Raw genomic sequence first — 26,486 nt, 5'->3', positions numbered from 1 at the left:
CTCCCCCTTGGCGGAAACCACAGACCGGCGTCGGGCCCACTCGGCCGATGGCACAGACATCGGCGGCGGATGGCCAAGCCGGGCCGGGGTCGGCGACAATGGCCTAGGAGCCGCAGCCCGATCCAGCTCGGCCCGGTGCTGACTCCCCGCCCGCCCTTACGTAAAACCGCAGGTGAGAGAGTTAGATGCGCTTCCTCAACGACCAGAAGCCGGCGTACGACCTGACGTACGACGACGTGTTCATGGTGCCGGGCCGCTCGGCGGTCGGGTCCCGGCAGGGTGTCGACCTGTCGTCCCGCGACGGCACCGGCACGACCATCCCCCTCGTCGTCGCCAACATGACCGCGATCGCCGGCCGCCGCATGGCCGAGACGGTCGCCCGCCGCGGCGGCCTCGTGGTGCTCCCGCAGGACATCCCGCTCGATGTCGTCGCCGAGGTCGTCGGGTGGGTGAAGGAGCGCCATCTGGTGCTCGACACCCCGATCGTCCTCGCCCCGCACGCGACGGTCGCCGACGCGCTGTCCCTGCTGCCCAAGCGGTCCCACGGCGCCGGAGTCGTCGTGGAGGACGGCCGGCCCGTCGGCATCGTGACCGAGTCGGACCTGACCGGGGTGGACCGCTTCACGCAGCTGAACGAGGTCATGTCCCGGGAACTCCTGGTCCTCGACGCAGGCATCGACCCGCGCGAGGCCTTCAACCGCCTCGACGCCGCCCACCGCAAGATCGCGCCCGCGGTCGACCGGGACGGCCGGCTCGTCGGCATCCTCAACCGCAAGGGAGCCCTGCGCGCGACCCTCTACACCCCGGCGACCGACGCCGACGGCAGGCTGCGCATCGCCGCCGCCGTCGGCATCAACGGCGATGTCGCGGGTCGGGCCAAGGCGCTTCTCGCGGCCGGGGTGGACACCATCGTCGTGGACACCGCGCACGGCCACCAGGAGTCGATGATCGGCGCGCTGAAGGCGGTGCGGGGAGTCGACCCGCAGGTCCCGGTCGTGGCGGGCAACGTCGTGGCCGCCGAGGGCGTACGCGACCTCATCGAGGCGGGAGCCGACATCGTCAAGGTCGGGGTCGGGCCCGGCGCCATGTGTACGACGCGGATGATGACCGGCGTCGGCCGCCCGCAGTTCTCAGCCGTGCTCGAATGCGCCGCGGAGGCAAGGAAGTTCGGCAAGCACGTCTGGGCGGACGGCGGCGTACGGCACCCGCGCGACGTGGCGATGGCACTGGCGGCCGGTGCGTCCAATGTGATGGTCGGGTCCTGGTTCGCCGGCACGTACGAGTCGCCGGGCGACCTTCAGCACACCGCCGACGGACGCCCGTACAAGGAGAGCTTCGGCATGGCTTCGGCCCGCGCCGTGCGCAACCGCACCTCGGAGGAGTCCGCGTACGACCGGGCGCGCAAGGGCCTGTTCGAGGAGGGCATCTCCACCTCGCGGATGTTCCTGGACCCGGACCGCCCGGGCGTCGAGGACCTCATCGACTCGATCATCGCGGGCGTGCGCAGCTCGTGCACGTACGCGGGGGCCGGCTCGCTGGAGGAGTTCCACGAGCGGGCGGTCGTGGGCGTGCAGAGCGCCGCGGGCTACGCGGAGGGCAAGCCGCTGCACGCGAGCTGGCAGTAGCGGAACAGCAGGGGACGAACGGCAGTCGGCCCCGCCCGGGCGTGTCCCGGGCGGGGCCGACTCGTGCGGCAACGTCGCGTGCGGCCGACCGCTTCCGCGGTCGTACGGGTCAGCCCGTCCGGACGGCGACGCGCTCCACAACACGCTCGTCACCGAAGCGCCCGTCCCCGTCCGGCGTGCCGTTGAGCGATGCGTCGAGCGCGTCGTCGAGCGAGTCCGCTGCGACCGGCTCGGATTCGCCGTGGCCCGCCTCGCCGGGCGGGATCCACCACGGGACCTCGCCGCCCTCGAGGTAGGTGAGCAGGATCCCCTCGCGGAGCGCCCAGGGGGAGATGACGACGCGGTCGAGCCCGATCAGCTTCATCGTGGTGTGCGCGACCACGGCTCCGGCGAGCGACTGCCCGGCGCGGGCCTGCGAGATGCCGGGCATGCTCGACCGGTCGGCCGTGGGCAGCGCCGCCAGCGCGTCGATGGCGGGGCGCAAGTCCCTCCGTGCGAGCCCGCGTTGGACGAACGGGCCCTCCCGTCCCGGGGCCGCACCGCAGAGCCGGGCGAGCTGCTGGAACGTCCGCGAGGTGGCCACGCCCGTACGCGGTCCCTCCCACCGTATCCGCGCCGCGACGTCCCGCAGTTCATGGCGGACGCGTCGGCGGAGCGCCTTCAGCGCGGGGGGCCGGGGCGGATCCTGGTGGCCGAAGTGCTCCCGGGTCAACCGGCCCGCCCCCAGGGGCAGCGAGGTCGCGAAGTCCGGCATTCCGCTGCGCCCGAAGGCGACTTCGAGCGAGCCCCCACCGATGTCGAGCAGCACGAGTGGCCCCGACCGCCATCCCATCCACCGGCGGGCGGCCAGGAACGTCAACTCGGCCTCGGTGCCACCGGACATGAGACGCAGCGGCATTCCGGTACGACGGAACACCGCCTCCAGGACCTCCCGGCGGTTGGGCGCGTCACGCACCACCGACGTGGCGAAGACGAACGGCGCCGTCACGCCCCACCGTTCGGCTTCGTGCCGCGCCGCGGCCACCGCGTCGGCCAGCACTGCCACGGCCTCACCGGCGATCCGGCCGCTGTCGTCGAGATGCTCGGCCAGCCGGAGTCGGCGTTTCGAGGTGTGCACGGGTAAGGGGACGGTCCCTTCGCCGTCCGCGACCATCAACCGCACCGTGTTCGAGCCCACGTCCACCACGCCGAGTCGCATGGGGGCTGCCTACCCGTGACACCCGCGCAGCAAGCCCTTGCCGCTCACTCCCTGATGTGAACCGGGCTCGCTCGGTGACGATGCTTTCTGATTTCTGGTGAAAAGTTGTATATGCCCCATACTGGAAATGGTGTTGGACCCCTCCAATGCCTCGCGGGGGTCATGAACTCTTGCGCGCATCAGGTCTCCGTGACGCGACAACAGCGAGACCGGAGAGGACGACGATCATGAACAACGGCCAGACGGCGCTCGCCATCGCCGGAGGCTACGTCCTCGGACGCACACGCAAGGCGCGCGTCGCTCTCGGGCTGGCCGCCCTTGCGGCGAGCCGGGGGCTGGGCAGCCGAGGTCTCGGTGAAGCCGGCGAGCTCGTGAAATCGGCGGGGGGCGACAAGCTCACCGCGAACCTGCGCGGCCGGCTCGTCAAGGCGGGCAGAACGGCGGTCACCGGCGCGGTCGGCCACCGGGTCGACGCACTCAGCGACCGGATCGAGCGCAGGACATCGTCGCTGCGCGGCGGACCGTCCGACGACGGAGAGGCCGAGTCCGCCGAGCCGGAGGACGAGCAACAAGAGCGGACGGACGCCCGCGACTCCACGCGGAAGCGGTCGACGGGCAAGGCGTCCGGGGCCGGGAGCGGGAAGGCGGAATCCTCGCGCAAGACGAGCGGAACCGGTACGGGCAGAAGCGGGCCCGGTACGGGCAGGACCGGATCGGGCTCGCCGCGGACCGGCACGAGCAAGGCCGGTACCGGGCGGACCGGCACCGCCAAGTCCGGCACCGCCCAGTCCGGCACCGCCCAGTCCGGTACCGCCCAGTCCGGTACCGCCAAGAAGGAGACAGCCAACAAGGAGACAGCCAACAAGGAGACAGCCAACAAGGAGACAGCCAAGAAGGCGACCGCCAAGAAGGCGACCGCCAAGAAGGCGACCGCCAAGAAAGAGACAGCCAAGAAGGAGACAGCCAAGAAGGAGACCGGAAGCGGTCGTTCGGGAGCCGCGCGGAAGAGCAGCGGCTCGGGTGGTTCGGCCGGGCGGAGCCGAGGGTGATGGAGGTGGTGATGACGTATGGCTGAACAGTCGAAGGGCCGCTCGGACGGAAACGGCACCCTGGGCCAGGAGTTGCACACCGACCGGCTGAGGCAGGAGGTGCAGGACCTTCTCGGCGCGCTCGGTGAGAGGGCGATCGGCTCGCTCAGCGACAAGGTGGGCGGCGTCACCGACCGGTTGACGGATATCGGGCCGGACGGCGGGCCTGGTCTGATGGCTGCGCTGACGGGCGGAAAGTCTCTGGCCGAGGGCAAGTCACCGCTGCGCGCGATGGTCGGAAGTGGTCTGACCGGGATGAAGGAGAAGGCCAAGGGGGCCCTGTCCGGTGCCGTCGGCGGGGGCGGCGGGGGCGGCGGGGGTGACAAGGACAAGAAGATCAAGGTCACCAATATCGTCGAGCAGATCGACGTCGGCGTCCCGGTCTCGACCGCCTACGACTATTGGACGCAGTTCGAGGACTTCCCCGCTTTCATGAAGAAGGTCGAGAGCGTCGAGCAGGAGTCGGAAGCCGAACTGGAGTGGAAGGCTCAGGTCCTCTGGTCCCATCGGAAGTGGCAGTCGACGATCATGGAGCAGGTTCCGGACGAGATGATCGTCTGGCAGTCGAAGGCCGAGAAGGGCCACGTCGACGGTGTGGTCACCTTCCATGAGCTGACGCCCAATCTGACGCGGATCCTGCTGGTGCTGCAGTACCACCCGCAGGGGTTCTTCGAGCAGACCGGGAACCTGTGGCGGGCGCAGGGCCGACGTGCGCGCCTGGAGCTCAAGCACTTCCGCCGTCATGTCATGACCGACACCTTCCTCAACTCCGAGGACGTCGAGGGGTGGCGCGGCGAGATCCACGAAGGCGAAGTCGTCAGCAGCGCTGAGGACGAGGAAGAGGAACCCGAGGACGCGTACGACGACGAGGAAGAGCCGGAGGACGAGTACGAAGAGGACGAAGAGGCGGAGGACGAGTACGAGGAGGACGAGGAGCCGGAGGACGAGTACGAGGAGGAGGACGAGGAGCCGGAGGAAGAGGAGCCCGAGGAGGAGCCCGAGCGTCCCCGACGGCGGTCCCGGACCGCGCAGCGGTGAGCCGCCTTCCCGCTCCGACCGGCGCCCCTCGCCCCCCCGTAACCAGCACGGCATGCGGACCCATCCCGCCCGGTGCACGCTGGAGTCATGAGCAGAGCGCGTCATTCCGTGACCACCCAGGCGGCCAGGGGCGCAGCACCCGAGTCGCTCGGGATCTACCTCAACGACCATCTGGCCGGTTCCACGGCGGGCGTCGAACTCTCCCGCCGTATCGCCCAGCGGCACCACGGCGGCTTCGGCAGCGGTGAACTGGAGCGGCTCGCGCAGGAGATCGCGCGGGACCGCGCCTCGCTGCTCGGGATCATGGAGGCGCTCGGGGTGCCAGTACGCCGCTACAAGATCGCCGGGGGCTGGATCGGCGAAAAGTTCGCCCGCCTCAAGCCGAACGGGCGGGTGGTGCGCAGCTCGGGCCTCGGCGTGGTCATCGAGCTGGAGACGCTGCGGCTGGGCGTCGAGGGCAAGTACCTGCTCTGGCGGGCCCTGGAGGTCGTAGCCGACCCGGACTCCCCCCTCGATCCGGACGAGCTGTACGAGCTGAAGGACCGCGCCCGCGATCAGATCGAAATCCTGGAGTCGCTGCGCATCCGGGCGGCGTCCGCCGCCTTCGCGCCGGGTGTGCCGGCGCCCCAGTAGGGGCCCGTTTGTCGGCGCGGCCATTCCGTTCGTCTCACGGGCACGGGCACAGGCACGGGCACGGGCACGGGCACGGGCAGCGGCAGCGGCAGCGGCCGCGGATGCCGCGCGCGGGTCCAGGCCCTTCCGCGCGGATCCTCGGACGCCTGGTCCGGTGTGCCCTTGACCGCGGCACTGCGACGTCGCGAGCGCCGTCCGGCTTCCGGAGGCACGGCTGTCCCCGCGCAGCCCTCGACCGCGCCGTCCGGCCCGCCGTCCGACGGAGCCGTCCCCGGCGGTCCGGCCCGCCGTCCGACCCCCGCGGTCCCGGAACCGCCGGACGGCCCTTCACAGGCAGCGCCCGGCCCCGTGGATCGCCTCCACCCGGGCCCTCCCCGTCCCGGGCGCCGTACCCGCACCTCCGTCCCCACGCCCCGTAGCGAATTTGGCAATCCCCTCGGTGACCTGCAACGATCTCCCGCGCTGCGCGTCCTACGCGCAACGATTGCGCGCCGATGCGCAAGGTTCGTGCATTACGGGCTCGCACACCCGGCTCGTAGTGTCGTGCGCTGTACGTGGAGTGGCGGTGACCGCCCGCTCGGCGGTCCCCGTCCCGGGCTTTTCTGCCATGCCTGCCGGGTTCCGCCGCCGGTCGCCCGCCGGAGACCGGTAGCAGTACCGGCAGCAATGGAGGAGCCCCCAGTGGTGGAGCACGGCGCAGCCCCCGAGGCCGCGGAAGGTGAGACGCGGTCCCCCCGGCCGCCCGCGGGCGGCTTCGGTTCCCGTCTGATGCGGCGCAAGCCGGTCGAGCGGCTGGTCGCCGAGGGCGGCCACGGTGAGAACGGCTCGCTGCGGCGCTCCCTCGGCATGTGGCAGCTGACGATGATCAGCATCGGCGCCACGCTGGGCACCGGCATCTTCGTCGTGCTCGGCGAGGCGGTCCCGGACGCCGGTCCCGCGGTCACGCTGTCGTTCGTCCTCGCCGGGCTGACGGCGCTCTTCTCCGCCCTCTCCTACGCCGAGCTGGCCGGCACCATCCCGGTCTCCGGCTCCTCGTACTCGTACGCGTACGCCACCCTGGGCGAGATCGTCGCCTGGGTCTGCGGCTGGTGCCTGATCCTCGAGTACGGCGTCTCGGTCGCGGCCGTCGCGGTCGGCTGGGGCGAGTATCTGAACGAGCTGCTCGACGGCACCATCGGCGTCACGATCCCCGACGCGCTGGCCGCGCCGCCCGGCGAGGGCGGCCTGTTCAACCTGCCCGCGCTGCTGGTCGTCATGCTGGCCATGGCCTTCCTCCTGGGCGGGGCCCGGGAGAGCGCCCGCGCCAACACGATCATGGTCGCGGTGAAGATCGGTGCGCTGCTGCTGTTCTGCACCGTGGCCTTCACCGGCATACGGGCCGGGAACTACACGCCGTTCATGCCGCTGGGCATGGCCGGGGTGAGCGCCGCGGGAGCCACGCTCTTCTTCTCGTACATCGGCTTCGACGCCGCCTCCACCGCGGGCGAGGAGGCCAAGGACCCCAAGCGGGACCTCCCGCGCGCGATCATGCTCTCGCTCCTCATCGTGACCGCGCTCTACGTGCTGGTGGCAGCCGTCGCCGTCGGGGCACACCCCTGGAAGGGCTTCGAGGGCTCCGAAGCCGCCCTCGCCGGGATCATGAGAGAGGTCACCGGCCAGAGCTTCTGGGGCGTACTCCTCGCGGCGGGCGCCGTCGTCGCCATCGCGAGCGTGATCCTCACCGTGCTCTACGGCCAGACCCGCATCCTGTTCGCGATGTCGCGCGACGGCCTGGTCCCGAAGGTCTTCTCCAGGGTCGACCCGCGCACCGGCAGCCCCCGCGCCAACACCCTGATCGTCGCGCTCTTCTGCGGCGTCCTCGCGGCCGCCGTCCCGCTCGGCAGCCTGGCCGACGCCACCAGCATCGGCACGCTCTTCGCCTTCGCCCTGGTGAACGTCGCGGTGGTCGTGCTGCGCAGAACCCGGCCTGAGATGCCGCGTACGTTCCGGGTGCCGCTCTCCCCGCTCCTGCCGGCCGTGGGCTTCGGGTTCTGTGTCTGGATGATGGGCAGCCTCGACGCCGTCACCTGGGCAGTCTTCGGGGTCTGGATGGCCGTCGGCCTTGTGGTCTACTTCGGGTACGGCATGCGCCGCTCCCGTCTGGAGGCGGCACCGGCTCAGGCACCCGCAGAGAAGTGAACCACCCGCAGTGCGACTGAACGATCTCGACGAACGCATCGTCCACGCCCTCGCCGCGGACGCCCGCCGCTCGTATGCGGACATCGGCGCCGAGGTCGGCCTGTCCGCGCCCGCCGTGAAGCGGCGCGTGGACCGGCTGCGGGCGGAGGGGGCGATCACCGGTTTCACCGTACGGGTCGACCCCGCCGCGCTGGGCTGGGAGACGGAAGGGTTCATCGAGCTCTACTGCAGCCGCAACACCGTTCCCGAGGCGATCCACCGCGGGCTGTCGCGCTACCCGGAGGTGGCGTCCGCGTCGACCGTGACCGGTGACGCGGACGCGATCGTGCAGGTCTTCGCGTCCGACATGCGCCACTTCGAGCAGGTGCTGGAGCGGATCGCGGGGGAGCCGTTCGTGGAGCGCACCAAGTCGGTGCTGGTCCTCTCTCCGCTGCTGCGCCGCTACAGCTCGGGCGCCCCGGGCTGACCGCACCGGCGCCACAGGGCCGTGAGCTGCGGGGCAGGTGAACGGGCAAGCCAGGTGGACGGGCAAGCCAGGTGGACGGGCAGGCCAGGTGGACGGGCAGGCCAGGTGGACGGGCAGGCCAGGTGGACGGGCAGGCCAGGTGGACGGGCAGGTCGGCCGGGCATGCCGGGCCGGGTGAACACGCGGGACCGGTGAGTTTCCCCGGCCCTCACCCACTGGTCGTTGTTTCGTCGGCTCCGCATCTGCGAGCGTGGGGGGCCGGCCGAGCGACATGAACGGACGACGGAACAGGGGGCGGTGTGGACACCGCACTGTGGATGTACGCCTCGCTGGCCCTCGTCACCGCCCTGCCGCTGATCCCCAACTCCGCGGTCCTGGCCACGGCGGGAGCGCTCGCCGCGGTGGGCCGGCTCGACCTCTCCCCGGTGCTGCTCGCCCCGCTCGCCGGGGCGCTGGCGGGCGATCTGGCCGTGTACCGGGCCGGGAGCCGGGCGCGGGGCCGCGTCCTCGCGTGGGTGGCGCGCCACCCCAAGCGCCGCGCGGTGACGGAGTGGGCGGCGGCCCGCGTCGGGCGGCACGGAATCCCGGCGGTGATCGCGATGCGCTTCGTGCCGTGCGGGCGTTTCCTGGGCGGGCTGACCACGGGTCTGGTCGCGTTCGGCACGCGCCGGTATCTGATCGGGGCGGGCATCGCCGAGCTGATCTTCGTCGCCTGCACCGTCGGTCTCGGTTACGCCGGCGGGCTCGTCGCCGCGACCAGCGGATCCGCGCTCGCCATCGGGCCCGCGGTCTCCCTGGCCGTCGCCGCCGCGACCGCCGCGGCGCAGCGGGCGTCCCGCCGGCGGGAGGTGTCCTCGCGGGACGATGCACCAGGCGTCGTGATCCCGTGGGCCCCGGCCGGACAGGCCGTGTCCGCACAGTCCGTATCCAACAGTCCGTATCCACCCAGCCCGTATCCGCACAGGCTCGGTCCGCACGGACCGACTCCCCGCGGGAAACCTCACCGCAGGCGCTGCCCTCATGGGACGAATCGCCTCAACTCCCCACCGTGCACGGTTCGGTGAGCGGCGGGCGAAGTGATCTGCGTCATCACTTTCTACTTTCAAGTAGCCAACGGCGTCAGGCCAGCTAGCGTGCAGGGACATCCTGTCCCTCTGCGCCCGGGGAGACCATGCGCAGGCGTCCTGGCCGTCCCACCATCCGTACCCGGATCGTCACCCTGACCCTGATCCCGATCGCCGCGCTGCTCGCCCTCTGGGCGTCGGCGATGGTCTCGATGACCGGGGACCTGAGGGCGCTCATGCGCCTGCAGGGGGTGTACGAGCATTTCGGCACGCCCGTGGACACCGCCATCGGCCAGATCCAGACCGAACGGCGCCTGGCCGCCGTGTACTTGGCCTCACCCGGCAGCGCCGCCCGCACCGCCCTGGCCCGGCAGCACCGCGCGACGGACCGTGCCGTACGGAGCATGCGCGCGGCCGTGTCCGGCCAGGATCGGCAGGACGAGCTGACCGGACGTCAGCGCGCGGCCCTGCGGTCGATGGCGGCCGCCGGCGGCCGCCTGCCCGCGCTGCGCGACCAGGTGATGTCCCGTCGGATCTCCTGGGACCGGGCCGTCGACGGCTACACGACGGTCGTCGAGCCGACCTTCGCCGTCCAGTCGTCGCTGACCGCCCTTCAGGCCGGGCAGTTGGCGCGCGAGGCGCAGACCGTCGTCGAACTCGTACGGGTGCGGGAGTTCGTCTCACGCGAGGACGCGCTCGTGGCGGGGGCCCGTGCCGCCGGATCGTTCGATGCGGCGCAGTTCCGGTCGCTGGTCGCCACGATCGAGGACCGGCGCGTCTTCCAGCGGACGTATGTGCCGGACCTGCCCGAGGACTCGCGCACGCTGTTCGAGGAGTTCCAGCGCGGTCGTGCGTACGAGGACCTGACCACCGGCGAGGACGCTCTGCTGGCCGCGGGCGCGCGCGGCGCGGGGAAGGCGGTCGCAGCCGACTCCTGGCGCACGACGATGGACGCGGTGGTGCGGCGCTACATGGCGCTGTGCACCGAGGCCGCCGGGAACTCAGCAGAGCGCGGACGGGACTTCGCCGGCGACGAGTTGATCCGCACCGGTGCGGTGGGCGGCCTGGGCCTCCTGGCCGTCGCCGGATCGGTGGTGCTCTCGGTGCGCGCGGGACGCCGGATCTCGGCCAGGCTGGAGGATCTGCGCGACTCCGCGGATCTGGCCACACGTCAGCTTCCGGACCTCATACAGAAGTTGAGCCACGGGGACGGGGTCGACCCGGCCTCGGTCCTCCCGCCGCTTCCCGACGACGGCGACGCGGGGGCGCAGGACGAGATCGGTCAGGTCTCGCGGGCGCTCGGCACCGCGCACCGGGCCGCGGTCGAGGCGGCCGTCGAGCAGGCCGGTCTGCGCCGGGGCGTGTCCGCCGTCCTGCTCAACATCGCCCGCCGCAACCAAGCGCTGGTGCACCGTCAGTTGAAGCTCGTGGACACCCTGGAGCGGCGCACCGCCGACCCGGACGTCCTGGAGGACCTGTTCCGGATCGACCATCTGACGACACGGATGCGGCGCCACGCCGAAGGCCTGATCATCCTCTCCGGCTCCGCCCCGGGCCGCCGCTGGCGCAAGCCCGTGCCCGTGGTCGACGTCGTGGGCTCGGCGGTGGGGGAGATCGAGGAGTACGCGCGCGTCGACGTGCCGCCGATGCCCGCCGTGGGCGTCAAGGGCGAGGCCGTCGCCGACGTCGTGCATCTGATCGCCGAACTCGTCGAGAACGCAACGGTGTTCTCGCCACCCCACACCCCCGTCACCATGCGGCTGGAGAAGACCCGGCGCGGCTGTGTGCTGCAGATCGACGACCGGGGTCTCGGCATGGACCCGGCCGCCCTGGACGAGGCCAACCGGACCCTCGCCCGGGAGGGCGACTTCGACCCGGCGCTGACCGAGCGTCTCGGCCTGTACGTCGTCGGGCGCCTCGCCGGGCGCCACCGGATCGACGTCTCGCTGACCCGGTCCCCCTACGGCGGGACCACGGCCGTCGTCGTGCTGCCCGGCGCGATTCTGGAGGACCTGCCGGAGATCGCGGTCATGAACGTGGAGGAGACCGCGGAGGCCGAGGCCACCGCGGACCCCGAGAGCCCCTCGTTCGCCGTTCCCGCCTCCGTGGCCGCGGGGCCGGTGACGTCCATGCGGCCCGCGGGCGGTCTCGACGGCACCGGAGACCACGACGGCCTCGACGATCCGGCCGGCCTCGGCGGCCTGGACGGTCCCGGCGGACTCGATGGTCCCGGCGGTTTCGACGATCCCGCCGTCCTGCCGCGCCGCGTACGGCAGAGCCATCTCGCGCCGCAGCTCCGCGCCGTCGGATCCACCGGAACCGGCTCCGGAGGCCGGTCGTCCGGGGCTCCGGCTCCGGCGTCGGTGCGAGGCAGACGGTCGACCACGCCGGGACGCCAGGAGCCGGACGCCGCGGGCCGCGAGGTGACACCCGAGCGGATGAGCGTGATCTTCGGGGCGTTCCAGCGAGGCGTGGAACGCGGGCGCGACAGCGAGCCCGAGGAGCGGCCCGGTACCCAGGGATCCCGATCGAACACCACCGAGGGGGCGGACGATGACACGCGACGACCGGGGCACTGAACGCCGGGACGGCGGACTCGACTGGCTGCTGGACGACCTGGTCGCCCGCACCGAGCACGTACGGCAGGCTGTGCTGCTGTCCGCGGACGGGCTCCCGACGAGCGCCTCCGAGGGGTTGAGCGCCGAGGACATCGACCATCTCGCCGCGGTCAGTTCCGGGTTCCACAGCCTCGCCCTGGGGCTGGCGGACCGTTTCGCGGCCGGTGGTGTGCGCCAGACGATGATCATGCTCGACGACGCCTACCTCTTCGTCACCCCGGCCGGCAGAGGCAGCCGCCTGGCCGTCCTGGCCGGCGCCGAGACGGACACGGGCCAGCTCGGCTACGAGATGTCGCTGCTCGTCAAGCGCGTGGGGCGGCACCTGGCCGCACCGCCGCGCGCGGGATCCGAGACCGCTGACGGATGACGCGTCCGGACGGCGAGGGGGAGGTCTGGTACGAGGGGGAGGCCGGGCCGATGGTCCGTCCGTACACCGTGACCCGTGGCCGTACCCGGCCCGCCGCGGAGCACGCCTTCGACCTGACGGCGTGGGTGTCGGCCGCGGACGGGGGACCGGAGGCCGAGCGCGCCGGCCCGCGGCTCGACCATGCGCGGGCCTCCCTGCTCGCCCTGATCCGCCGCGGCCCCCGCGCGCTCGCCGAACTCGCCGCCGCCGCGGACCTGCCGCTCACCGTCGTACGGGTCGTGCTGGGCGACCTGGTCGACGCCGGGCTCGTGCACATCGGAGACCCGCCGCCCGCCACCGGGCGTCCCGACCCCGCCCTGCTGCGCGAGGTCCTGGAACGTCTCCACGATCTCTGACCCCACGGCCTCCGACCCTCCACGATCTCTGACCCCACGGCCTCCGACCCTCCACGATCTCTGACCCCACGGTCTCCGACCTCTACGGTCTCCGACCTCCAAGACGTCTGACCTGCACGACCTCTGACGTCTCCGGCCGCCACCCCTGCCCCGCGCACCCGCCCGTACGCCACCACGCGTCCCCGCACAACGATTCGCCGCAATGTCCGGGAAGCGCGCAACACATCGCTCGTCGATGGCAATGGACGCGCCTTGTCCGCCCGTCGTCGCGAAACGTACCGTCGTGACGTCTCCCCGAGTCCGTCCGCGGCTCACCCCTGCGCCCGTCCCGCGGCGCACCCTGCCTGCCCACCCGGTCCACCCCTGCTCACCCCGCGAAGAGGTCCCATGACGCCGCTGCGCACCGCGCTGCTCCAGGGCCCCGGCGGCGTCCCCTGCTCCACCGGGGACAGCCTGGCCGCGCTCGACTCCGCCGCCCGCCGGGCCGCCCGCGCCGGCGCCCGGCTGCTGCTCACCTCCGAGCTGTATCTGACGGGCTACGCCGTCGGCGACGCGCTGCCCGAACTCGCCGAGCCCGCCGACGGACCCGGCGCGCGCCGCGTCGCGGAGATCGCCGCCGCGCACGGCCTGGCCATCGCGTACGGCTACCCCGAGCGCGACGGCGGCGCCCTCCACAACTCCGTCCAACTCATCGGCCCCGGCGGCGACCGCCTCGCGAACTACCGCAAGACGCACCTCTTCGGGGCCTTCGAGACGGCCTGGTTCACGCCCGGCGACGAGCCCGTCGTCCAGGCGGACCTCGACGGCGTCCGGCTCGGCCTGCTGATCTGCTACGACGTCGAGTTCCCCGAGACCGTACGGGCGCACGCCCTGGCCGGCACCGAACTGCTGCTGGTCCCGACCGCCCTCATGCGCCCGTACGAGATCGTGGCGCACACCGTCCTCCCCGCCCGCGCCTGGGAGAGCCAGCTCTACATCGCGTACGCCAACCGCTGCGGCCCGGAAGGCGATTTCGACTTCGCCGGGCTGAGCTGCCTCGCCGCGCCGGACGGGACCGCACGCGCCCGTGCCGGGTCCGGCGAGGACCTGATCCACGCCGATGTCGACCCCGGCTTCCTCAAGGCATCCCGCGCCGAGAACACCTACCTCGGTGACCGCAGGCCCGGACTCTACGGCTCGCTCGTCCACGACTGAGCCCCGCGCCGTGCTCACCCCGCACCGCCCGAACCCCCGCTAGGAAAGCTCACGCCCATGACGTCCGTGCCCACCGCAGTCCACGACGAACAGCACGCCGCGGCGCAGGAGCAGCCGCCGGTCACCATGTTCGGCCCGGACTTCCCGTACGCCTACGACGACTACCTCGCCCACCCGGCGGGTCTCGGCTCCGTGCCCGCGACCGAGCACGGCACCGAGGTCGCGGTCATCGGCGGCGGCCTGTCCGGCATCATCGCCGCGTACGAGCTGATGAAGATGGGCCTCAAGCCCGTCGTCTACGAGGCCGACCGGATCGGCGGCCGACTGCGTACGGTCGGTTTCGAGGGCTGCGATCCCGAACTGACCGCGGAAATGGGCGCGATGCGCTTCCCGCCGTCCTCCACCGCCTTCCAGCACTACGTCGACATGGTCGGACTGGAGACACGCCCCTTCCCCAACCCGCTGGCCCCGGACACCCCGTCCACCGTCGTCGACCTCAAGGGCGAGTCCCACTACGCCCGTACGGTCGAGGACCTCCCCGAGGTCTACACCCAGGTCATGAACGCCTGGAACGCCTGTCTCGAGGAGGGCGCCGACTTCTCCTCCATGCAGCGCGCCCTGCGCGAGCGCGATGTGCGTAAGGTCCGGGAGATCTGGTCCCGGCTGGTGGAGAAGCTGGACAACCAGACCTTCTACGGCTTCCTCTGCGACTCCGCGGCCTTCTCCTCCTTCCGTCACCGCGAGATCTTCGGCCAGGTGGGATTCGGCACCGGCGGCTGGGACACCGATTTCCCCAACTCCATCCTGGAGATCCTCCGCGTCGTCTACACGGGCGCGGACGACGACCACCGCGGCATCGTCGGCGGCAGCCAGCAACTGCCGCTCCGCCTCTGGGATCGCGAGCCGCAGAAGATCGTCCACTGGCCTTACGGCACCTCGCTGTCCTCGCTGCACGGGGGCGATCCGCGTCCGGCCGTGACCCGGCTGCACCGCACCGCGGGCAACCGCGTCACGGTCACGGACGCGGGTGGTGACATACGGACGTATCAGGCGGCGGTCTTCACCGCGCAGAGCTGGATGCTGCTCAGCAAGATCGATTGTGACGACGCGCTGTTCCCCATCGACCACTGGACGGCGATGGAGCGCACCCACTACATGGAGTCGTCCAAGCTGTTCGTGCCCGTGGACCGGCCCTTCTGGCTGGACAAGGACGAGGACACCGGCCGGGACGTGATGAGCATGACGCTCACCGACCGGATGACCCGCGGCACGTACCTCCTGGACAACGGGCCGGACCGGCCCGCCGTCATCTGCCTCTCGTACACGTGGTGCGACGACAGCCTGAAGTGGCTGCCGCTGAACGCGGGCGAGCGGATGGAGGTCATGCTGAAGTCGCTGTCGGAGATCTATCCGAAGGTCGACATCCGCAAGCACGTCATCGGCAACCCGGTCACCGTCTCCTGGGAGAACGAGCCGTACTTCATGGGGGCGTTCAAGGCGAACCTGCCGGGCCACTACCGGTACCAGCGCCGTCTGTTCACCCACTTCATGCAGGACCGGCTCCCCGAGGACAAGCGGGGCATCTTCCTGGCGGGCGACGACATCTCGTGGACCGCGGGGTGGGCCGAGGGGGCGGTGGCGACGGCGCTGAACGCGGTGTGGGGCGTGATGCACCACTTCGGCGGGGCGACGGACGCGGCCAACCCCGGGCCGGGGGATGTCTACGAGTCCATCGCGCCGGTGGAGCTTCCGGAGGACTGACCGGGTGTCATGGGGGGTGACGACCGGTCGTCACGCTCCGGGGCTGCGGAATCGACTGCGGGCCGACGCCGTGCGACGAGCACGGCGTCGGCCCGTCTCCATGTCCCGATATGTCCTGCCCTGTCCAGGAGTTCATGAGGCATTGGGGTGCTTGAGGTGTGAAAGTGCCGTTGAGTTGTCAATCATCTTGTCATGAACCTGCGGCCCGACGGGCGGGTCGCAGACACCCTGGAGGTGTGGGATGCACCGCAGACTCTCCACCGGCTTTGCCGCATCTGTCCTCGCCCTGCTCTCCGTCGCCGCCACCGCCTCGTCCGCCACGGCCGCCCCTGCCGCACCGGCGGACAAGCCCCAAGTCCTGGCGAACTGGACCCAGACCAGCGCCGGCAGCTACAACTCCTGGGCCGCCGCGCGGGCCAGCCAGTCCGACTGGTCCGCGTACGGCTTCGACTGGTCCACCGACTACTGCTCCTCGTCCCCCGACAACCCCTTCGGCTTCCCGTTCCAGATGTCCTGCGCGCGGCACGACTTCGGCTACCGCAACTACAAGGCGATGGGCGCCTTCGAGGCCAACAAGGACCGCATCGACAGCGCCTTCTACGAGGACCTCAAACGCGTCTGCAACGGCTACAGCGGCGCGACCAGGACCGCCTGCAACAGCACGGCGTGGACGTACTACCAGGCCGTCAAGATCTTCGGCCGGGAGACCGCCGCCCCGGTGGGGTGAGCGCGTGCCGAGGCGGGTGATCGGCCCAGCGGGCCGCGCAACCCGGTGAAGTCGATCAGCCCAGCGGGGTGAGCAGAAAACGCCCGACGAGACCGACCCCCTCGTCGAGCCGCTCCGCGAACTCCCCGTACAGACCGTCCGTATGCCGCAGACCCCACAGCACGCGGGACGCCGCCCACGCGGCGTCCCGCGCCCTGTCCAGGCTCCACGACCCCGCCAGGTGGGTCAGCGGATCGGCGACGTCCAGCAGATCCGGGCCCGGCATCAGGTCCTCGCGGATGCGCTCCTCCAACGCGGCCAGAACATCGCCCACGCGCTCGAAGTCCGTCTCCAATGCGGCAGGCCGGCATGCCAGGCTCGCGCAGGTGTCCACCACGGCCAGCGCCAGATCGTGACCGACGTGCGCGTTGATCCCGGCGAGCGCGAACTGCACCGGGCTCACCCCGGGGTGGCGGCGCTGCTGGAACAGCGGACGCCAGCAGGCCGGTGCCCGCTCCCCGGCCGCGGCGGCTTCCACGGCCCGCAGATAGCGGCCGGCGAAGCCCGCCGCGAGCACCGCGGCGGACGAGGGGTCCCGGAAGAAGCCCGCGGCACCCCGCCGGGTGATCTCCTCGGTGACCGCAAGATAGACCCGGTTGAAGATCGCGACCCCGTCGTGGGCGGGCAACTGCGCGTCGAGCGCGCGCATGCGCTCCGCCACGCCGTGCAGGTCCGCCGCCACCGCGCACGGCTGCCGAGTCGTCGTCATGTGCCCAGAGTGGCAGGGCACTTCGCCGACGAACGTCCCCACCGGCACGGATGACCGGAACGGCGTAACGGGGCGTACCGGAACCGGCGTACGGCCGCCGGCCCGCATGTGCGCACGTACCTGGTAAAGCGCCCATGCCGCGCCTACCGTGGACATATGGGAAGCGTGGAGGACCACAAGGGCTGGAGTTCCGCCAGGTTCTCCTGCCGCGCGTGCAAGAGTCCGGTCCAGACGGTGGCGAGACGGCGGCGCAAGGTGTTCGGCGCCTACGTCCCGGTGTGGGAGCCGGGTCCGTGCGAGAACCCGGAGTGCTCGCTGCGCGCGGGCACCCCCGCGGAGCCGTCGTCGCCCCCCGACGCGGAATCCGCCGACCGTACCGAACCGGGTCGGACCGACGGGCCGGAGGAGGCCGAACCCGGCCAGGGGCCCGTCGGAAAACCGGGCTAGCCCCGGTCAGCGCTCCCGGGCCCGGCCGCCTGTGAGCTCTTCGGTCCCGCCCGGTCGGTGTCATGCGCCGCCACGGCGTGCGCACCGCGCCCCGCGGACCGGAGCACACCCGCACCCACCACGAGTCCGAACGCCAGCACCGTCACCAGGCCGAACGACACCGTCAGCGACGTCGCGTCGGCGATCGACCCCATGGCGGACGGCGCGATGAGGCCCGAGGTGTACGTGATGGTGGCGACGCCCGCGATCGACTGGCTCGGCGCCGGGCCGCTGCGCCCCGCGGCCGCGAACGCCAGCGGCACCACGACCGCCACGCCCAGACCGATGAGCGCGAACCCACCCAGGGCCATCGCAGGGTGGACCGCCGCGACGACCAGGGCACCGCCCGCCGTCGCGAAGAACCCGCCCGCCCGCACGGTACGGACCGGCCCGAACCGTTCCACCACGGCGTCGCCCACCAGCCGCGCCACGGCCATCGTGCAGGCGAAGGCGGTGGTGGAGGCCGCGGCGAGCCCGGCCGACGTACCGAGCGCGTCGCGCAGATAGACCGCCGACCAGTCCAGGCTCGCGCCCTCGGCGAAGACCGCGCAGAAGCCGACCGCGCCGATGATCAGGGCCGACTTGGGCGGCAGGGCGAAGTGCGGCGGCGGATGCTCGTCCGGATCGCTGCGCAGGTCCAGTACGCCCCGGCAGGCGGCCACACCGATGGTGGTGAGGACGGCCGCGGCGAGAGCCAGATGCATACGGGCGTCCACGTCGGCGTGGGCTGCGAGGGTCCCCGCCGCGGAGCCGATGAGCGCACCGGTGCTCCACATGCCGTGCAGTCCGGACATGATCGAGCGCCCGAGGCGCTCCTCGATCTCGACGCCCAAGGCGTTCATGGCGACGTCCGACATCCCCGAGGTGACGCCGAAGACGAAGAGGGCCGCACAGAGGGAGGGGAGGCCGGTGGCGAGGGCGGGCAGCGCGAGGGCGGCGGTCCACAGCGCGATCAGCCCGCGCAGGGCGGCCCGGGCGCCGAAGCGGTGGCTGATCCGTCCGGCCAGCGGCATGGCGATGGACGCGCCGATCGCGGGGAAGGCAAGGGCGAGTCCGAGCTGGCCCGCGCTGAGCCCGGCGTGCTCCTGGATCCAGGGGATCCGGGTGGCGAAGCTGCCGGTGACGGCGCCGTGCACGGCGAAGACCGTGGCGACGGCGATGCGTGCCCGGCGCAGCCGCTCGGCGGGAACCGCGTCCCGGCGGGCCGGTCCGCCCATCGCGCCGCTGCTGTCCATAGAGCCAGTCCTCCCCGAAGTGCCCCGGCCGCGTCAAACCCGTAAATTATCAGGAACCCTGCCTGATAGATAGGCGCCCATCTGAGAGGATCCGGGCGTGACACCGACACGCGTGCACCCGGCCGGCCGTACCGCATCGCCCAGTACCGCCCGGGCCATCAACGACCGGCTCGCCCTGCGCCTGCTCCAGACGGAAGGCCCGCTCACCGCCGGCCAGCTCAAGACGCTGACGGGACTGTCCCGGCCCACCGTCGCCGACCTCGTCGAACGCCTTCAGGGCGCGGGCCTGATCTCGGTCGTGGGCGAGGCCGGCGCGGAACGCCGAGGCCCCAACGCGCGGTTGTACGGGATCGTCGCCGACCGCGCCCATCTGGCGGGCGTCGATGTCCGCCGGCACGGGGTGACCGTCTCGGTCGCCGATCTGCTCGGGCGGCCGCTGGCCGAGGCATCGCTGCCGATCGACCCCGACGCGGACGCCACGCGCGCCGTCGGAAGCGCGGTCGCGCTGCTCGAACGTACGGCGGAACAGGCAGGGACCGCCGCGCTCCACACCATCGGCGTCGGCGCCCCCGGCCTCGTCGACCCCGCCACCGGAGCGCTCCGGCCCACAGGCGCCCTGCCTGCCTGGCACGGCGAACTCGTCGCCGAACTGCGCCGGAAGCTCGGGGTTCCGGTGCTCCTGGAGAACGAGGTCAACCTCGCCGCCGTCGCCGAGCAGCGCGGGGGCGCGGCCCACGACCGCGACACGTTCGTCCTGCTGTGGCTGGGCCACGGCGTCGGCGCGGCCGTGGTGCTCGACGGACGCCTGCGGCGCGGAGCCTCGGGCGGTACGGGCGAACTCGGCTTCCTGCCCGTACCCGGCACGTCCGGGCCGCCCTCGGCAACCGGCTGCGACGGCGGCTTCCACGCCCTCGCCGCGAGTCACGCGGTCTGCGCGCTGGCACGAGAACACGGCCTCGGCGCCTGGACGGACTCCGCCGGAGCGGACGGTACGGACGGTGCGGAGGGATCGAGGGGAACAGGTGCGGAACGCGCGCCGTCCACGGTTGGCGAGCCCGGCGAACTGCCCGCGGTGGACGACGCGTCGGCGGCGGAGGCGGCAATGCGGTACGCGCTCGCCGCGGGGGAGCGGGGCGAGGCGTTCCTCGACGCGGTGGCCGACCGCATCGCGCTGGGTGCCGCCGCGGTGACGGCGGTCCTGGACCCGGGCTGCATCGTGCTCGGTGGCGAGACGGGGCATGCGGGCGGAGACGCCCTCGCCGGCCGCGTCGCCGAACGCCTCGCACGGCTGTCCCCGCTGCCGACGGACATCCGCCCGGCCACGGCGGGCGGCACGGCGGTCCTCCGTGGCGCGGTGCTCACCGCGATGGACGCGGCCCAGGACGCGCTCTTCACCCCGACGGGCAACTGACGACATGGCGCCTGTGAGGTGCCGGAATGCCTCACGGGTGAGCGGACCGGCCGGCCGACAGGGGCTCGTTGTCCTGTCTCGCCGACATATGGAGCGGTCTCACCGAACTGCGCGGGTGGGCAGGCCCGTTGACCGGGCGACGGGCGGTCGCGGGGACGGGGGCCACCGCCCCGCACCGGCGGGGCGCGTCCGCGGCAGCCCCAGGTGCGTCACCTTGCACAACGGTGGGGGCCGGGCAGCTGCCCGGCCCCCACCGTCGCCGGGCGCCTAGCTCACCGCGTAGGTCAGCTGGTAGTTGGCGTCATCACGGGTGAAATGGAGGACGCCGCTGCCCCTCCTGACGGTGTGCGCGCCCAGGAAGTCGTTGTCGTCGCCCCCGTAGTCGGCCTCGTAGAGCTTGACGACAGCTTTCTCCCCGAACGATATGTACTGGTCGATGGAGTTCTTCTCGCCTTCGTCCATCGAAGTGAACAGCACGGTTTCGCCGTTCACCTTGAGCAGGACGTCGTCATGGAAAGTCCAGTCCTCCTGCTCGATGCACTTGAGGGTCTTCAAGTGGATTGAGGGCATGCTGCTCTCCCTGTCGTTCTCGAGGTCCAGCGTGATCACTTACAAGATCCACTGTGCCTCGGCCCGGTAAGCGATCACTGAACGGGGTGTCGGCCCTGCTGCAGCGGGCCGTTGGCGCTGATCCCCGCTCCTCGACCGGACAACGACCGTGTTCCGCGCCGGAGTTGGTCGGGTGTCATGGCCGCGTGCCGCAGCTTCACCTGGCCACCTGGCCACCGGGCCGCCGGGCGCGCGGGCTGCCGAACGCCGAGGAAGCCGGCAGTCCGCGTCGCGAAGCCGCCCTTGCGGTGCGCGGGAGTCGGCACTCACCACCCTGGCGGGCCGGGCCGGTCGCCAGCCGGGGTGCGGAGCTGTCCGGGTGTGCAACGTGTGGCGCCTGTAGCCCGGTGTCTCATGCGGTGCCCCCGTGTTCGCCGCTGCGCCAGTTGCTCCGCCCTCAGCGGGTGCCCGGCGGTCGCGGCGTGGGCAACGGCAGCGACGTGACCGCCCGGGCGACGAGACTGCCCGGCCTCGGCTCCGGCCGTCCCGGTCTCGCCGGCAGTGACACCGGAACTGCATGCTGTGAGGCAAGCCACAGAGATCGGCCGCATGGTCGCATCGTGGGCGTGGCAGACTGGACCCGTACCAGTGACGCAAGCGCACTCCGGGGTCGGTGAAAGTCCGAACCGGCGGTTACAGTCCGCGACCCGTCCGCATCCAGCGGCCGGTTGACCAGGTGAAATTCCTGGACCGACGGTTAAAGTCCGGATGGGAGGCAGTGCGCGGCGGGCAAGCACCGGTGCGCCGCCGTCCTGGCGGTCCGTCCGTCTTTCGCGGGCAGTCCGTCGAATCGGCCTCGGCGTCCCCGTTGTCTTGTTCCGTCATCTGTCTTCTCGACAGCCCCGGAGTCCGTGCCCGAAGAGGCAGGAGGACCCGGTGGCCCCCTCAGCGGCCGAAGCCGACGCCATGCGCCGTGCCATCGCGCTCGCCGCGCGCGGTCTCGGATCCACCAGCCCCAACCCGGTCGTCGGGTGCGTGATCCTCGACGCCTCCGGGCAGACCGCCGGCGCCGGCTGGCACCACCGCGCGGGCGGACCGCACGCGGAGATCGAGGCGCTGCGCGAGGCAGGGGAGCGGGCCCGCGGCGGGACCGCGGTCGTCACCCTCGAACCCTGCAACCACACCGGTCGTACGGGCCCCTGCGCCCAGGCTCTCGTCGACTCCGGGATCGCGCGCGTCGTCCATGCCGTGGCCGACCCCAACCCGGCCGCCACCGGCGGCGCCGCCACGCTCGCCGCGGCCGGGGTGGACGTCGAGAGCGGGCTGCTCGCGGAAGAGGCCGAGGCGGGCAACATCGCCTGGCTCACCTCCGTACGGCGCGGTCGCCCCTTCGTGCTCTGGAAGTACGCCGCCACCCTCGACGGCCGCATCGCCGCGGCCGACGGCACCAGCCGCTGGATCACCTCGCCCGAGTCCCGCGCCGATGTGCACCGGCTCCGCGCCCAGGCGGACGCGATCGTCGTCGGCTCGGGCACCGCCCGTACCGACGATCCCCAACTCGGCGCCCGTGTCCGCGAGTCGGGCCTGCTGGAGTCCGAGGTCACCCAGCCGCTGCGCGTCGTGGTCGACAGCAACGCCGGGGTCGTCAAGCCGGGCGCCCGGGTCCTGGACGGTACGGCTCCGACGCTCATCGCCGTCGCCGAGGACGCGGACGCGGAGCACCTGGAGGGCCTCGCCCCGGTCGTACGGCTGCCGCGCGCGCCGCTGGGCCGCCGCGGTCTGAGCATCCCCGCGCTCCTCCAGGCGCTGCACGACCGCGATGTCCGCTCCGTGCTGCTGGAGGGCGGGCCGACGCTCGCCGGGGCCTTCGTCGCCGCGGGCGCGGTCGACCGGGTCGTCGCCTATCTCGCCCCCGCCCTGCTCGGCGCCGGGTCCGCCGCCCTCGCCGACGCCGGAATCACCACCATCGGGGAGGCGTTGCGGCTGGATGTGAGCGAGACGGTCCGCATTGGCCCCGACCTGCGCATCACCGCCGTACCCACCCCCATCACCGCCCCATCTCCCGAGGAGAGCTGACGTGTTCACCGGAATCGTCGAAGAACTGGGTGAGGTCGTCGCCGTGGAGGACCTCGGAGACGCGAGCCGCTTCCGGCTGCGCGGCCCCGTCGTCACCGAGGACGCCAAGCACGGGGACTCGATCGCCGTCAACGGCGTCTGCCTCACCGTCGTCGACATCCAGAGCGGCGAGTTCACCGCCGACGTCATGGCCGAGACCCTCAGCCGCTCCAGCCTCGGCGCCCTCGCCCCCGGCTCCCGCGTCAACCTCGAACGCCCCATGGCCCTCGGTGGGCGCCTCGGCGGCCATCTCGTCCAGGGCCATGTCGACGGCACGGGGGCGGTGGTCGAGCGCAAGAGCGCCGAGCACTGGGAGATCGTGAAGGTGTCCCTGCCTGAGCACCTGAACCGGTACGTGGTGGAGAAGGGCTCCATCACCGTCGACGGCATCAGCCTCACGGTCGTCGACGCCGGCCCCGACTTCTTCACCGTCAGCTTGATCCCGACCACGCTCGCTCTCACCACTCTCGGCATCAAGCAGCCCGGCGACCCGGTCAACCTCGAGGTCGACGTCATCGCCAAGTACGTCGAGCGGATGCTCGCCGGGGGCGGCGGGGAGCCGGGCCGTACGGAGGACCGCGAGGGTCGTACCGGACCGGAGGGCGTCAAGTGAGCGCTCTCGACTGGCTGAACGGCCCCGCCTTCGACATCTTCGGCCAGCAGGTGATCCGGTCGGACATGATCGGCAACACCGTCGGCCTGATCGCCCTCGGGCTCGGCTGGCGACGGTCCATCTGGACCTGGCCCGCCCAGCTCCTGGCCGGAGTCGTCCTCGTCGCCGCCTATGCATCGGCGCAACTCAGCGGTGGCGTCGGCAAGCAGCTCCTGGTCATCGGCGTCGCGGTCTGGGGCTGGAACCAGTGGCGGCGCGGCCGCCGCGGCCAGGACGGCGAGATCGCCGTACGCTTCGCCACCTGGCGCGAGCGCGGCATCCTCGCCGGTGCCACGGCGGCGGGCACGCTGGCCGTCGGCGGTCTGTTCACCGCTGTACCCGAACTGTCCTGGAACCCCTGGCCCGACGCCTACATCTTCGTCGGCACCCTCGCCGCGATGGTCGCCCAGGCGCGCGGCCTCGTGGAGTTCTGGTTCGCCTGGATCCTGGTCGACCTCGTCGGCGTCCCGCTCGCGTTCAGCAGCGGCCTCGTCTTCTCCGGTCTCGTCTACGTCGTGTACTTCGTCCTCGTTCTGTGGGGGATGCGCGACTGGTGGCTGCGCACGCGAAGTGCCGGGCCCGCCTTGGAAGGAGCAGCGGCATGACCGCACTGCAGAGTTGGTACGGCGTCGACGGCCAGGAGGACGAGCTGCGGCTCGACCCCGTCGGCCTTGCGATCGCCGAGATCGCCGCCGGGCGGCCCGTCGTCGTCGTGGACGACGAGAACCGCGAGAACGAGGGCGACCTCATCATCGCGGCCGAGAAGGCCACCCCCGAGATCGTCGCCTTCATGATGAGTGAGTGCCGCGGCCTGATCTGCGCGCCCATGGAGGGAACCGAACTCGACCGCCTCGACCTGCCCCAGATGGTCCAGGACAACACCGAGTCCATGCGGACGGCCTTCACCGTCTCCGTCGACGCGTCCCCCGCGCACGGCGTCAGCACCGGCATCTCGGCCGCCGACCGGGCCACCACCCTCCGCCTGCTGGCGGACGGCACCAGCACGGCGGGCGACTTCGTGCGCCCCGGCCACATCTTCCCGCTGCGCGCCCGGCCCGGCGGTGTGCTCGAACGCAACGGCCATACCGAGGCCGGTGTCGACCTCGCGCGCCTGGCGGGCCTGCGCCCGGCCGCCGCGATCGTCGAGATCGCGGCCGAGGACGGCACGATGATGCGGCTTCCCGAGCTGATCCCCTTCGCCCGCAAGCACGGGCTGGCGATCATCTCCATCGAGGAGCTCATCGCGTACCGGAAGGGCGCCGAGCAGGCCGCCCGGCCCGAGGCCGAGACCGTCGCCCCGCCCGAGGCCGGGCCGGAGGGCGAAGCCGATCCCGTGGTCCGGCGCGAGGCCGAGACCCGGCTGCCCACTGCCTTCGGCGACTTCCGGGCGTACGGCTACCGCTCCACCGCCGACGGCGTCGAGCACATCGCCCTCGTCCAGGGCGAGATCGGCGACGGCGAGGACGTCCTGGTCCGGGTCCACTCCGAGTGCCTGACCGGCGACATCTTCGGCTCGCAGCGCTGCGACTGCGGCCCGCAGCTCCAGGCGTCCCTGGCCCGGGTGACCGAGGAGGGCCGGGGCGTGGTGATCTATCTGCGCGGGCACGAGGGCCGCGGCATCGGCCTGCTGTCCAAGCTGCGCGCGTACGAACTGCAGGAGCGGGGCCGGGACACCCTCGACGCCAACCTCGAACTCGGCCTGCCCGCCGATGCGCGGGACTACGCCGCCGGAGCCCGGATGCTGGCCGACCTCGGGGTGCGCAGCCTGCGGCTGATCACCAACAACCCGGAGAAGAGCGAGGCCCTGCTGCGCCACGGCCTGCGGGTCACCGGACGCGAGCCCACGCCCGTCCAGGCGGGCGAGCACAACCTCCGCTATCTGCGCACCAAGCGGGACCGCATGGGACACGAACTGCCGTGGCTGGACACCGAGCAGCTCTCGGCCTGCGGCAACCAGTAGGGCCGTACCGCCACCGGGCCGACGGCACCCGAACGACAGCAACGACACCCACGACAGCACCAACAGCACCGGATCCACCGAGGAGAGACGTGAGCGGCAAGGGCGCCCCCGAACTGACCGTGAAGAACTGCCGGGACCTGCGGGTCGCGGTCATCGCGGCGCAGTGGCACGAAAAGGTCATGGAGGGCCTCGTCGACGGCGCCCTGCGCAAACTGCACGAGCTGGGCATCGACGAGCCGACCCTGCTGCGCGTCCCCGGCAGCTTCGAACTGCCGGTCGTCGCCAAGGTCCTCGCCGGCCGCGGCTACGACGCGATCGTGGCGCTCGGCGTCGTCATCCGCGGCGGCACCCCGCACTTCGAGTACGTCTGCCAGGGCGTCACCCAGGGACTCACGCAGGTCACGGTCGACACCGGCGTCCCCGTCGGGTTCGGCGTGCTGACCTGCGACACCGAGGAGCAGGCACTCGACCGGGCGGGCATCGAGGGCTCGTCGGAGGACAAGGGGGACGAGGCCGTCACCGCCGCCGTGGCCACCGCCGCCCTGCTGCGTTCGGTGTCCGAGCCCTGGCGGTGACCGTCCCGGGGACCGGCGGAGTGCCCACGCCGCCCGGGCCGAACACCCGGTGCCGAGCGCCCGGGCGAAGAGCGCCCCGCCGGACCCCGTAGGCTAGGGCCACCATGGCGAACAAGACTTTCGAGGAGCTCTTCGCCGAGCTCCAGCACAAGGCCGCCACCGGCGACCCCAGCACGTCCCGTACCGCCGAGCTGGTCGGGAAGGGCGTGCACACCATCGGGAAGAAGGTCGTCGAGGAAGCCGCCGAGGTGTGGATGGCCGCCGAGTACGAGGGCGCCGACCGTACCGCCGAGGAGATCTCCCAGCTGCTGTACCACCTTCAGGTGATGATGGTGGCCCGGGGCATCTCCCTCGACGATGTATACGCTCACCTCTGAGGCTTCCCGGCGCCCTGCCCGTAGCG

General features: G+C 72.1%; 25 protein-coding genes and 1 riboswitch. Of the genes, 21 read left to right on the top strand and 4 right to left on the bottom strand.

Translation table 11 applies throughout. From position 1 onward, the window contains the following. Positions 1-185 precede the first annotated feature (185 nt). Positions 186-1,625: a GuaB1 family IMP dehydrogenase-related protein gene (locus ACGFNH_RS06510; protein ID WP_393651904.1), complete on the top strand. Its 1,440-nt coding sequence runs from the start codon at positions 186-188 to the stop codon at positions 1,623-1,625. Positions 1,626-1,734: 109 nt separating this feature from the next. Here the strand turns inward: ACGFNH_RS06510 and ACGFNH_RS06505 are convergent, their stop codons facing one another. After that, entirely contained in the window at positions 1,735-2,823 is a 1,089-nt protein-coding gene (locus ACGFNH_RS06505; RefSeq protein WP_393651903.1) for a Ppx/GppA family phosphatase, read from the bottom strand. A 227-nt stretch (positions 2,824-3,050) separates the two neighbouring features. Here ACGFNH_RS06505 and ACGFNH_RS06500 point away from each other — a divergent pair, with 227 nt between their 5' ends. The 12 genes from ACGFNH_RS06500 to ACGFNH_RS06445 all read left to right on the top strand — a co-directional run bounded on the left by ACGFNH_RS06500 (position 3,051) and on the right by ACGFNH_RS06445 (position 16,352). Beyond that, positions 3,051-3,872: a hypothetical protein gene (locus ACGFNH_RS06500; RefSeq protein WP_393651902.1), complete on the top strand. Its 822-nt coding sequence runs from the start codon at positions 3,051-3,053 to the stop codon at positions 3,870-3,872. An 18-nt stretch (positions 3,873-3,890) separates the two neighbouring features. After that, positions 3,891-4,949 (top strand): SRPBCC family protein, encoded by a 1,059-nt coding sequence (locus tag ACGFNH_RS06495; protein WP_393651901.1) that lies wholly within the window; start codon positions 3,891-3,893, stop codon positions 4,947-4,949. An 87-nt stretch (positions 4,950-5,036) separates the two neighbouring features. Beyond that, positions 5,037-5,582, top strand: a complete 546-nt coding sequence (locus ACGFNH_RS06490) for a hypothetical protein (RefSeq protein WP_393651900.1) — start codon at positions 5,037-5,039, stop codon at positions 5,580-5,582. Between the two features lie 681 nt (positions 5,583-6,263). Further along, the gene (locus ACGFNH_RS06485; protein ID WP_393651899.1) at positions 6,264-7,760 is read left to right on the top strand and encodes an amino acid permease; all 1,497 of its coding nucleotides are present in this window, start codon (positions 6,264-6,266) and stop codon (positions 7,758-7,760) included. A 10-nt stretch (positions 7,761-7,770) separates the two neighbouring features. Continuing rightward, positions 7,771-8,226, top strand: coding sequence for an Lrp/AsnC family transcriptional regulator (locus ACGFNH_RS06480; protein ID WP_365263859.1), 456 nt, complete (start codon positions 7,771-7,773; stop codon positions 8,224-8,226). Positions 8,227-8,525: 299 nt separating this feature from the next. Continuing rightward, positions 8,526-9,290 carry a DedA family protein gene (locus ACGFNH_RS06475; protein WP_393651898.1) on the top strand — a complete coding sequence of 255 codons (765 nt, stop codon included), beginning with the start codon at positions 8,526-8,528 and terminating at the stop codon, positions 9,288-9,290. A gap of 107 nt (positions 9,291-9,397) precedes the next feature. Then, positions 9,398-11,869, top strand: a complete 2,472-nt coding sequence (locus tag ACGFNH_RS06470) for a nitrate- and nitrite sensing domain-containing protein (RefSeq protein WP_393651897.1) — start codon at positions 9,398-9,400, stop codon at positions 11,867-11,869. Next, the gene (locus ACGFNH_RS06465; protein WP_393651896.1) at positions 11,844-12,275 is read left to right on the top strand and encodes a roadblock/LC7 domain-containing protein; all 432 of its coding nucleotides are present in this window, start codon (positions 11,844-11,846) and stop codon (positions 12,273-12,275) included. Before ACGFNH_RS06470 ends, ACGFNH_RS06465 begins: the two co-directional genes overlap by 26 nt. Next, positions 12,272-12,670 (top strand): DUF742 domain-containing protein, encoded by a 399-nt coding sequence (locus tag ACGFNH_RS06460; protein ID WP_393651895.1) that lies wholly within the window; start codon positions 12,272-12,274, stop codon positions 12,668-12,670. The genes ACGFNH_RS06465 and ACGFNH_RS06460 overlap by 4 nt, the downstream gene beginning before the upstream one ends. Before the next feature lie 387 nt (positions 12,671-13,057). Continuing rightward, entirely contained in the window at positions 13,058-13,864 is an 807-nt protein-coding gene (locus tag ACGFNH_RS06455; protein WP_393651894.1) for a carbon-nitrogen hydrolase family protein, read from the top strand. 57 nt (positions 13,865-13,921) lie between these two features. After that, entirely contained in the window at positions 13,922-15,625 is a 1,704-nt protein-coding gene (locus tag ACGFNH_RS06450; protein WP_393651893.1) for a flavin monoamine oxidase family protein, read from the top strand. Between the two features lie 241 nt (positions 15,626-15,866). Further along, positions 15,867-16,352, top strand: a complete 486-nt coding sequence (locus tag ACGFNH_RS06445) for a phospholipase (RefSeq protein ID WP_393651892.1) — start codon at positions 15,867-15,869, stop codon at positions 16,350-16,352. A 55-nt stretch (positions 16,353-16,407) separates the two neighbouring features. On the opposite strand, the gene ACGFNH_RS06440 is transcribed toward ACGFNH_RS06445, so the two are convergent. Next, the gene (locus ACGFNH_RS06440) at positions 16,408-17,100 is read right to left on the bottom strand and encodes a DUF5995 family protein (RefSeq protein WP_393651891.1); all 693 of its coding nucleotides are present in this window, start codon (positions 17,098-17,100) and stop codon (positions 16,408-16,410) included. Positions 17,101-17,256: 156 nt separating this feature from the next. Between ACGFNH_RS06440 and ACGFNH_RS06435 the strand changes: the two genes are divergently transcribed. Next, on the top strand, positions 17,257-17,547 hold the full coding sequence (locus ACGFNH_RS06435) for a hypothetical protein (RefSeq protein WP_393651890.1): 291 nt from the start codon (positions 17,257-17,259) through the stop codon (positions 17,545-17,547). Here ACGFNH_RS06435 and ACGFNH_RS06430 read toward each other — a convergent pair. Continuing rightward, positions 17,544-18,821, bottom strand: coding sequence for an MFS transporter (locus tag ACGFNH_RS06430; RefSeq protein WP_393651889.1), 1,278 nt, complete (start codon positions 18,819-18,821; stop codon positions 17,544-17,546). The two genes, ACGFNH_RS06435 and ACGFNH_RS06430, sit on opposite strands and share 4 nt — an antisense overlap. Before the next feature lie 97 nt (positions 18,822-18,918). On the opposite strand from ACGFNH_RS06430, the gene ACGFNH_RS06425 reads away from it, so the two are divergent. Then, entirely contained in the window at positions 18,919-20,232 is a 1,314-nt protein-coding gene (locus ACGFNH_RS06425) for an ROK family transcriptional regulator (protein ID WP_393651888.1), read from the top strand. A 267-nt stretch (positions 20,233-20,499) separates the two neighbouring features. Here the strand turns inward: ACGFNH_RS06425 and ACGFNH_RS06420 are convergent, their stop codons facing one another. Beyond that, entirely contained in the window at positions 20,500-20,802 is a 303-nt protein-coding gene (locus ACGFNH_RS06420; RefSeq protein WP_393651887.1) for a hypothetical protein, read from the bottom strand. A gap of 634 nt (positions 20,803-21,436) precedes the next feature. Then, a riboswitch (FMN riboswitch) is annotated at positions 21,437-21,567 on the top strand. Positions 21,568-21,747: 180 nt separating this feature from the next. Between ACGFNH_RS06420 and ribD the strand changes: the two genes are divergently transcribed. The 6 genes from ribD (at position 21,748) to ACGFNH_RS06390 (ending at position 26,460) form a co-directional block, all read left to right on the top strand. Beyond that, complete coding sequence (gene ribD, locus ACGFNH_RS06415; RefSeq protein WP_393652229.1) at positions 21,748-22,857, top strand: bifunctional diaminohydroxyphosphoribosylaminopyrimidine deaminase/5-amino-6-(5-phosphoribosylamino)uracil reductase RibD; 1,110 nt, start codon at positions 21,748-21,750, stop codon at positions 22,855-22,857. 1 nt (position 22,858) lies between these two features. Continuing rightward, positions 22,859-23,509, top strand: a complete 651-nt coding sequence (locus ACGFNH_RS06410; RefSeq protein WP_393651886.1) for a riboflavin synthase — start codon at positions 22,859-22,861, stop codon at positions 23,507-23,509. Continuing rightward, the gene (locus tag ACGFNH_RS06405) at positions 23,506-24,153 is read left to right on the top strand and encodes a nicotinamide riboside transporter PnuC (protein WP_393651885.1); all 648 of its coding nucleotides are present in this window, start codon (positions 23,506-23,508) and stop codon (positions 24,151-24,153) included. The genes ACGFNH_RS06410 and ACGFNH_RS06405 overlap by 4 nt, the downstream gene beginning before the upstream one ends. Further along, positions 24,150-25,508: a bifunctional 3,4-dihydroxy-2-butanone-4-phosphate synthase/GTP cyclohydrolase II gene (locus ACGFNH_RS06400; protein ID WP_393651884.1), complete on the top strand. Its 1,359-nt coding sequence runs from the start codon at positions 24,150-24,152 to the stop codon at positions 25,506-25,508. Before ACGFNH_RS06405 ends, ACGFNH_RS06400 begins: the two co-directional genes overlap by 4 nt. Positions 25,509-25,597: 89 nt before the next feature. Then, on the top strand, positions 25,598-26,083 hold the full coding sequence (gene ribH / locus ACGFNH_RS06395; RefSeq protein WP_393651883.1) for a 6,7-dimethyl-8-ribityllumazine synthase: 486 nt from the start codon (positions 25,598-25,600) through the stop codon (positions 26,081-26,083). 104 nt (positions 26,084-26,187) lie between these two features. Continuing rightward, positions 26,188-26,460, top strand: a complete 273-nt coding sequence (locus ACGFNH_RS06390) for a phosphoribosyl-ATP diphosphatase (protein ID WP_360854301.1) — start codon at positions 26,188-26,190, stop codon at positions 26,458-26,460. Positions 26,461-26,486 lie beyond the last annotated feature (26 nt).

Origin of the sequence: Streptomyces sp. NPDC048639 (genome assembly GCF_043199075.1) — a bacterium.
Lineage (GTDB): Bacteria > Actinomycetota > Actinomycetes > Streptomycetales > Streptomycetaceae > Streptomyces.
This window is presented reverse-complemented; position numbering and strand designations above follow the sequence as displayed.

Excerpts from the sequence above, each read along its gene's own strand:
- ACGFNH_RS06500 (WP_393651902.1), top strand. The coding sequence starts at position 3,051 with ATGAACAACGGCCAGACGGCGCTCGCCATCGCCGGAGGCTACGTCCTC.
- ACGFNH_RS06455 (WP_393651894.1), top strand. The coding sequence starts at position 13,058 with ATGACGCCGCTGCGCACCGCGCTGCTCCAGGGCCCCGGCGGCGTCCCC.
- ACGFNH_RS06400 (WP_393651884.1), top strand. The coding sequence starts at position 24,150 with ATGACCGCACTGCAGAGTTGGTACGGCGTCGACGGCCAGGAGGACGAG.
- ACGFNH_RS06430 (WP_393651889.1), bottom strand. The coding sequence starts at position 18,821 with ATGGACAGCAGCGGCGCGATGGGCGGACCGGCCCGCCGGGACGCGGTT.
- ribD (WP_393652229.1), top strand. The coding sequence starts at position 21,748 with ATGCGCCGTGCCATCGCGCTCGCCGCGCGCGGTCTCGGATCCACCAGC.
- ACGFNH_RS06470 (WP_393651897.1), top strand. The coding sequence starts at position 9,398 with ATGCGCAGGCGTCCTGGCCGTCCCACCATCCGTACCCGGATCGTCACC.
- ACGFNH_RS06490 (WP_393651900.1), top strand. The coding sequence starts at position 5,037 with ATGAGCAGAGCGCGTCATTCCGTGACCACCCAGGCGGCCAGGGGCGCA.
- ACGFNH_RS06390 (WP_360854301.1), top strand. The coding sequence starts at position 26,188 with ATGGCGAACAAGACTTTCGAGGAGCTCTTCGCCGAGCTCCAGCACAAG.
- ACGFNH_RS06495 (WP_393651901.1), top strand. The coding sequence starts at position 3,891 with ATGGCTGAACAGTCGAAGGGCCGCTCGGACGGAAACGGCACCCTGGGC.
- ACGFNH_RS06450 (WP_393651893.1), top strand. The coding sequence starts at position 13,922 with ATGACGTCCGTGCCCACCGCAGTCCACGACGAACAGCACGCCGCGGCG.
- ACGFNH_RS06505 (WP_393651903.1), bottom strand. The coding sequence starts at position 2,823 with ATGCGACTCGGCGTGGTGGACGTGGGCTCGAACACGGTGCGGTTGATG.
- ACGFNH_RS06510 (WP_393651904.1), top strand. The coding sequence starts at position 186 with ATGCGCTTCCTCAACGACCAGAAGCCGGCGTACGACCTGACGTACGAC.
- ACGFNH_RS06440 (WP_393651891.1), bottom strand. The coding sequence starts at position 17,100 with ATGACGACGACTCGGCAGCCGTGCGCGGTGGCGGCGGACCTGCACGGC.
- ACGFNH_RS06445 (WP_393651892.1), top strand. The coding sequence starts at position 15,867 with ATGCACCGCAGACTCTCCACCGGCTTTGCCGCATCTGTCCTCGCCCTG.
- ACGFNH_RS06435 (WP_393651890.1), top strand. The coding sequence starts at position 17,257 with ATGGGAAGCGTGGAGGACCACAAGGGCTGGAGTTCCGCCAGGTTCTCC.
- ACGFNH_RS06420 (WP_393651887.1), bottom strand. The coding sequence starts at position 20,802 with ATGCCCTCAATCCACTTGAAGACCCTCAAGTGCATCGAGCAGGAGGAC.
- ACGFNH_RS06465 (WP_393651896.1), top strand. The coding sequence starts at position 11,844 with ATGACACGCGACGACCGGGGCACTGAACGCCGGGACGGCGGACTCGAC.
- ACGFNH_RS06460 (WP_393651895.1), top strand. The coding sequence starts at position 12,272 with ATGACGCGTCCGGACGGCGAGGGGGAGGTCTGGTACGAGGGGGAGGCC.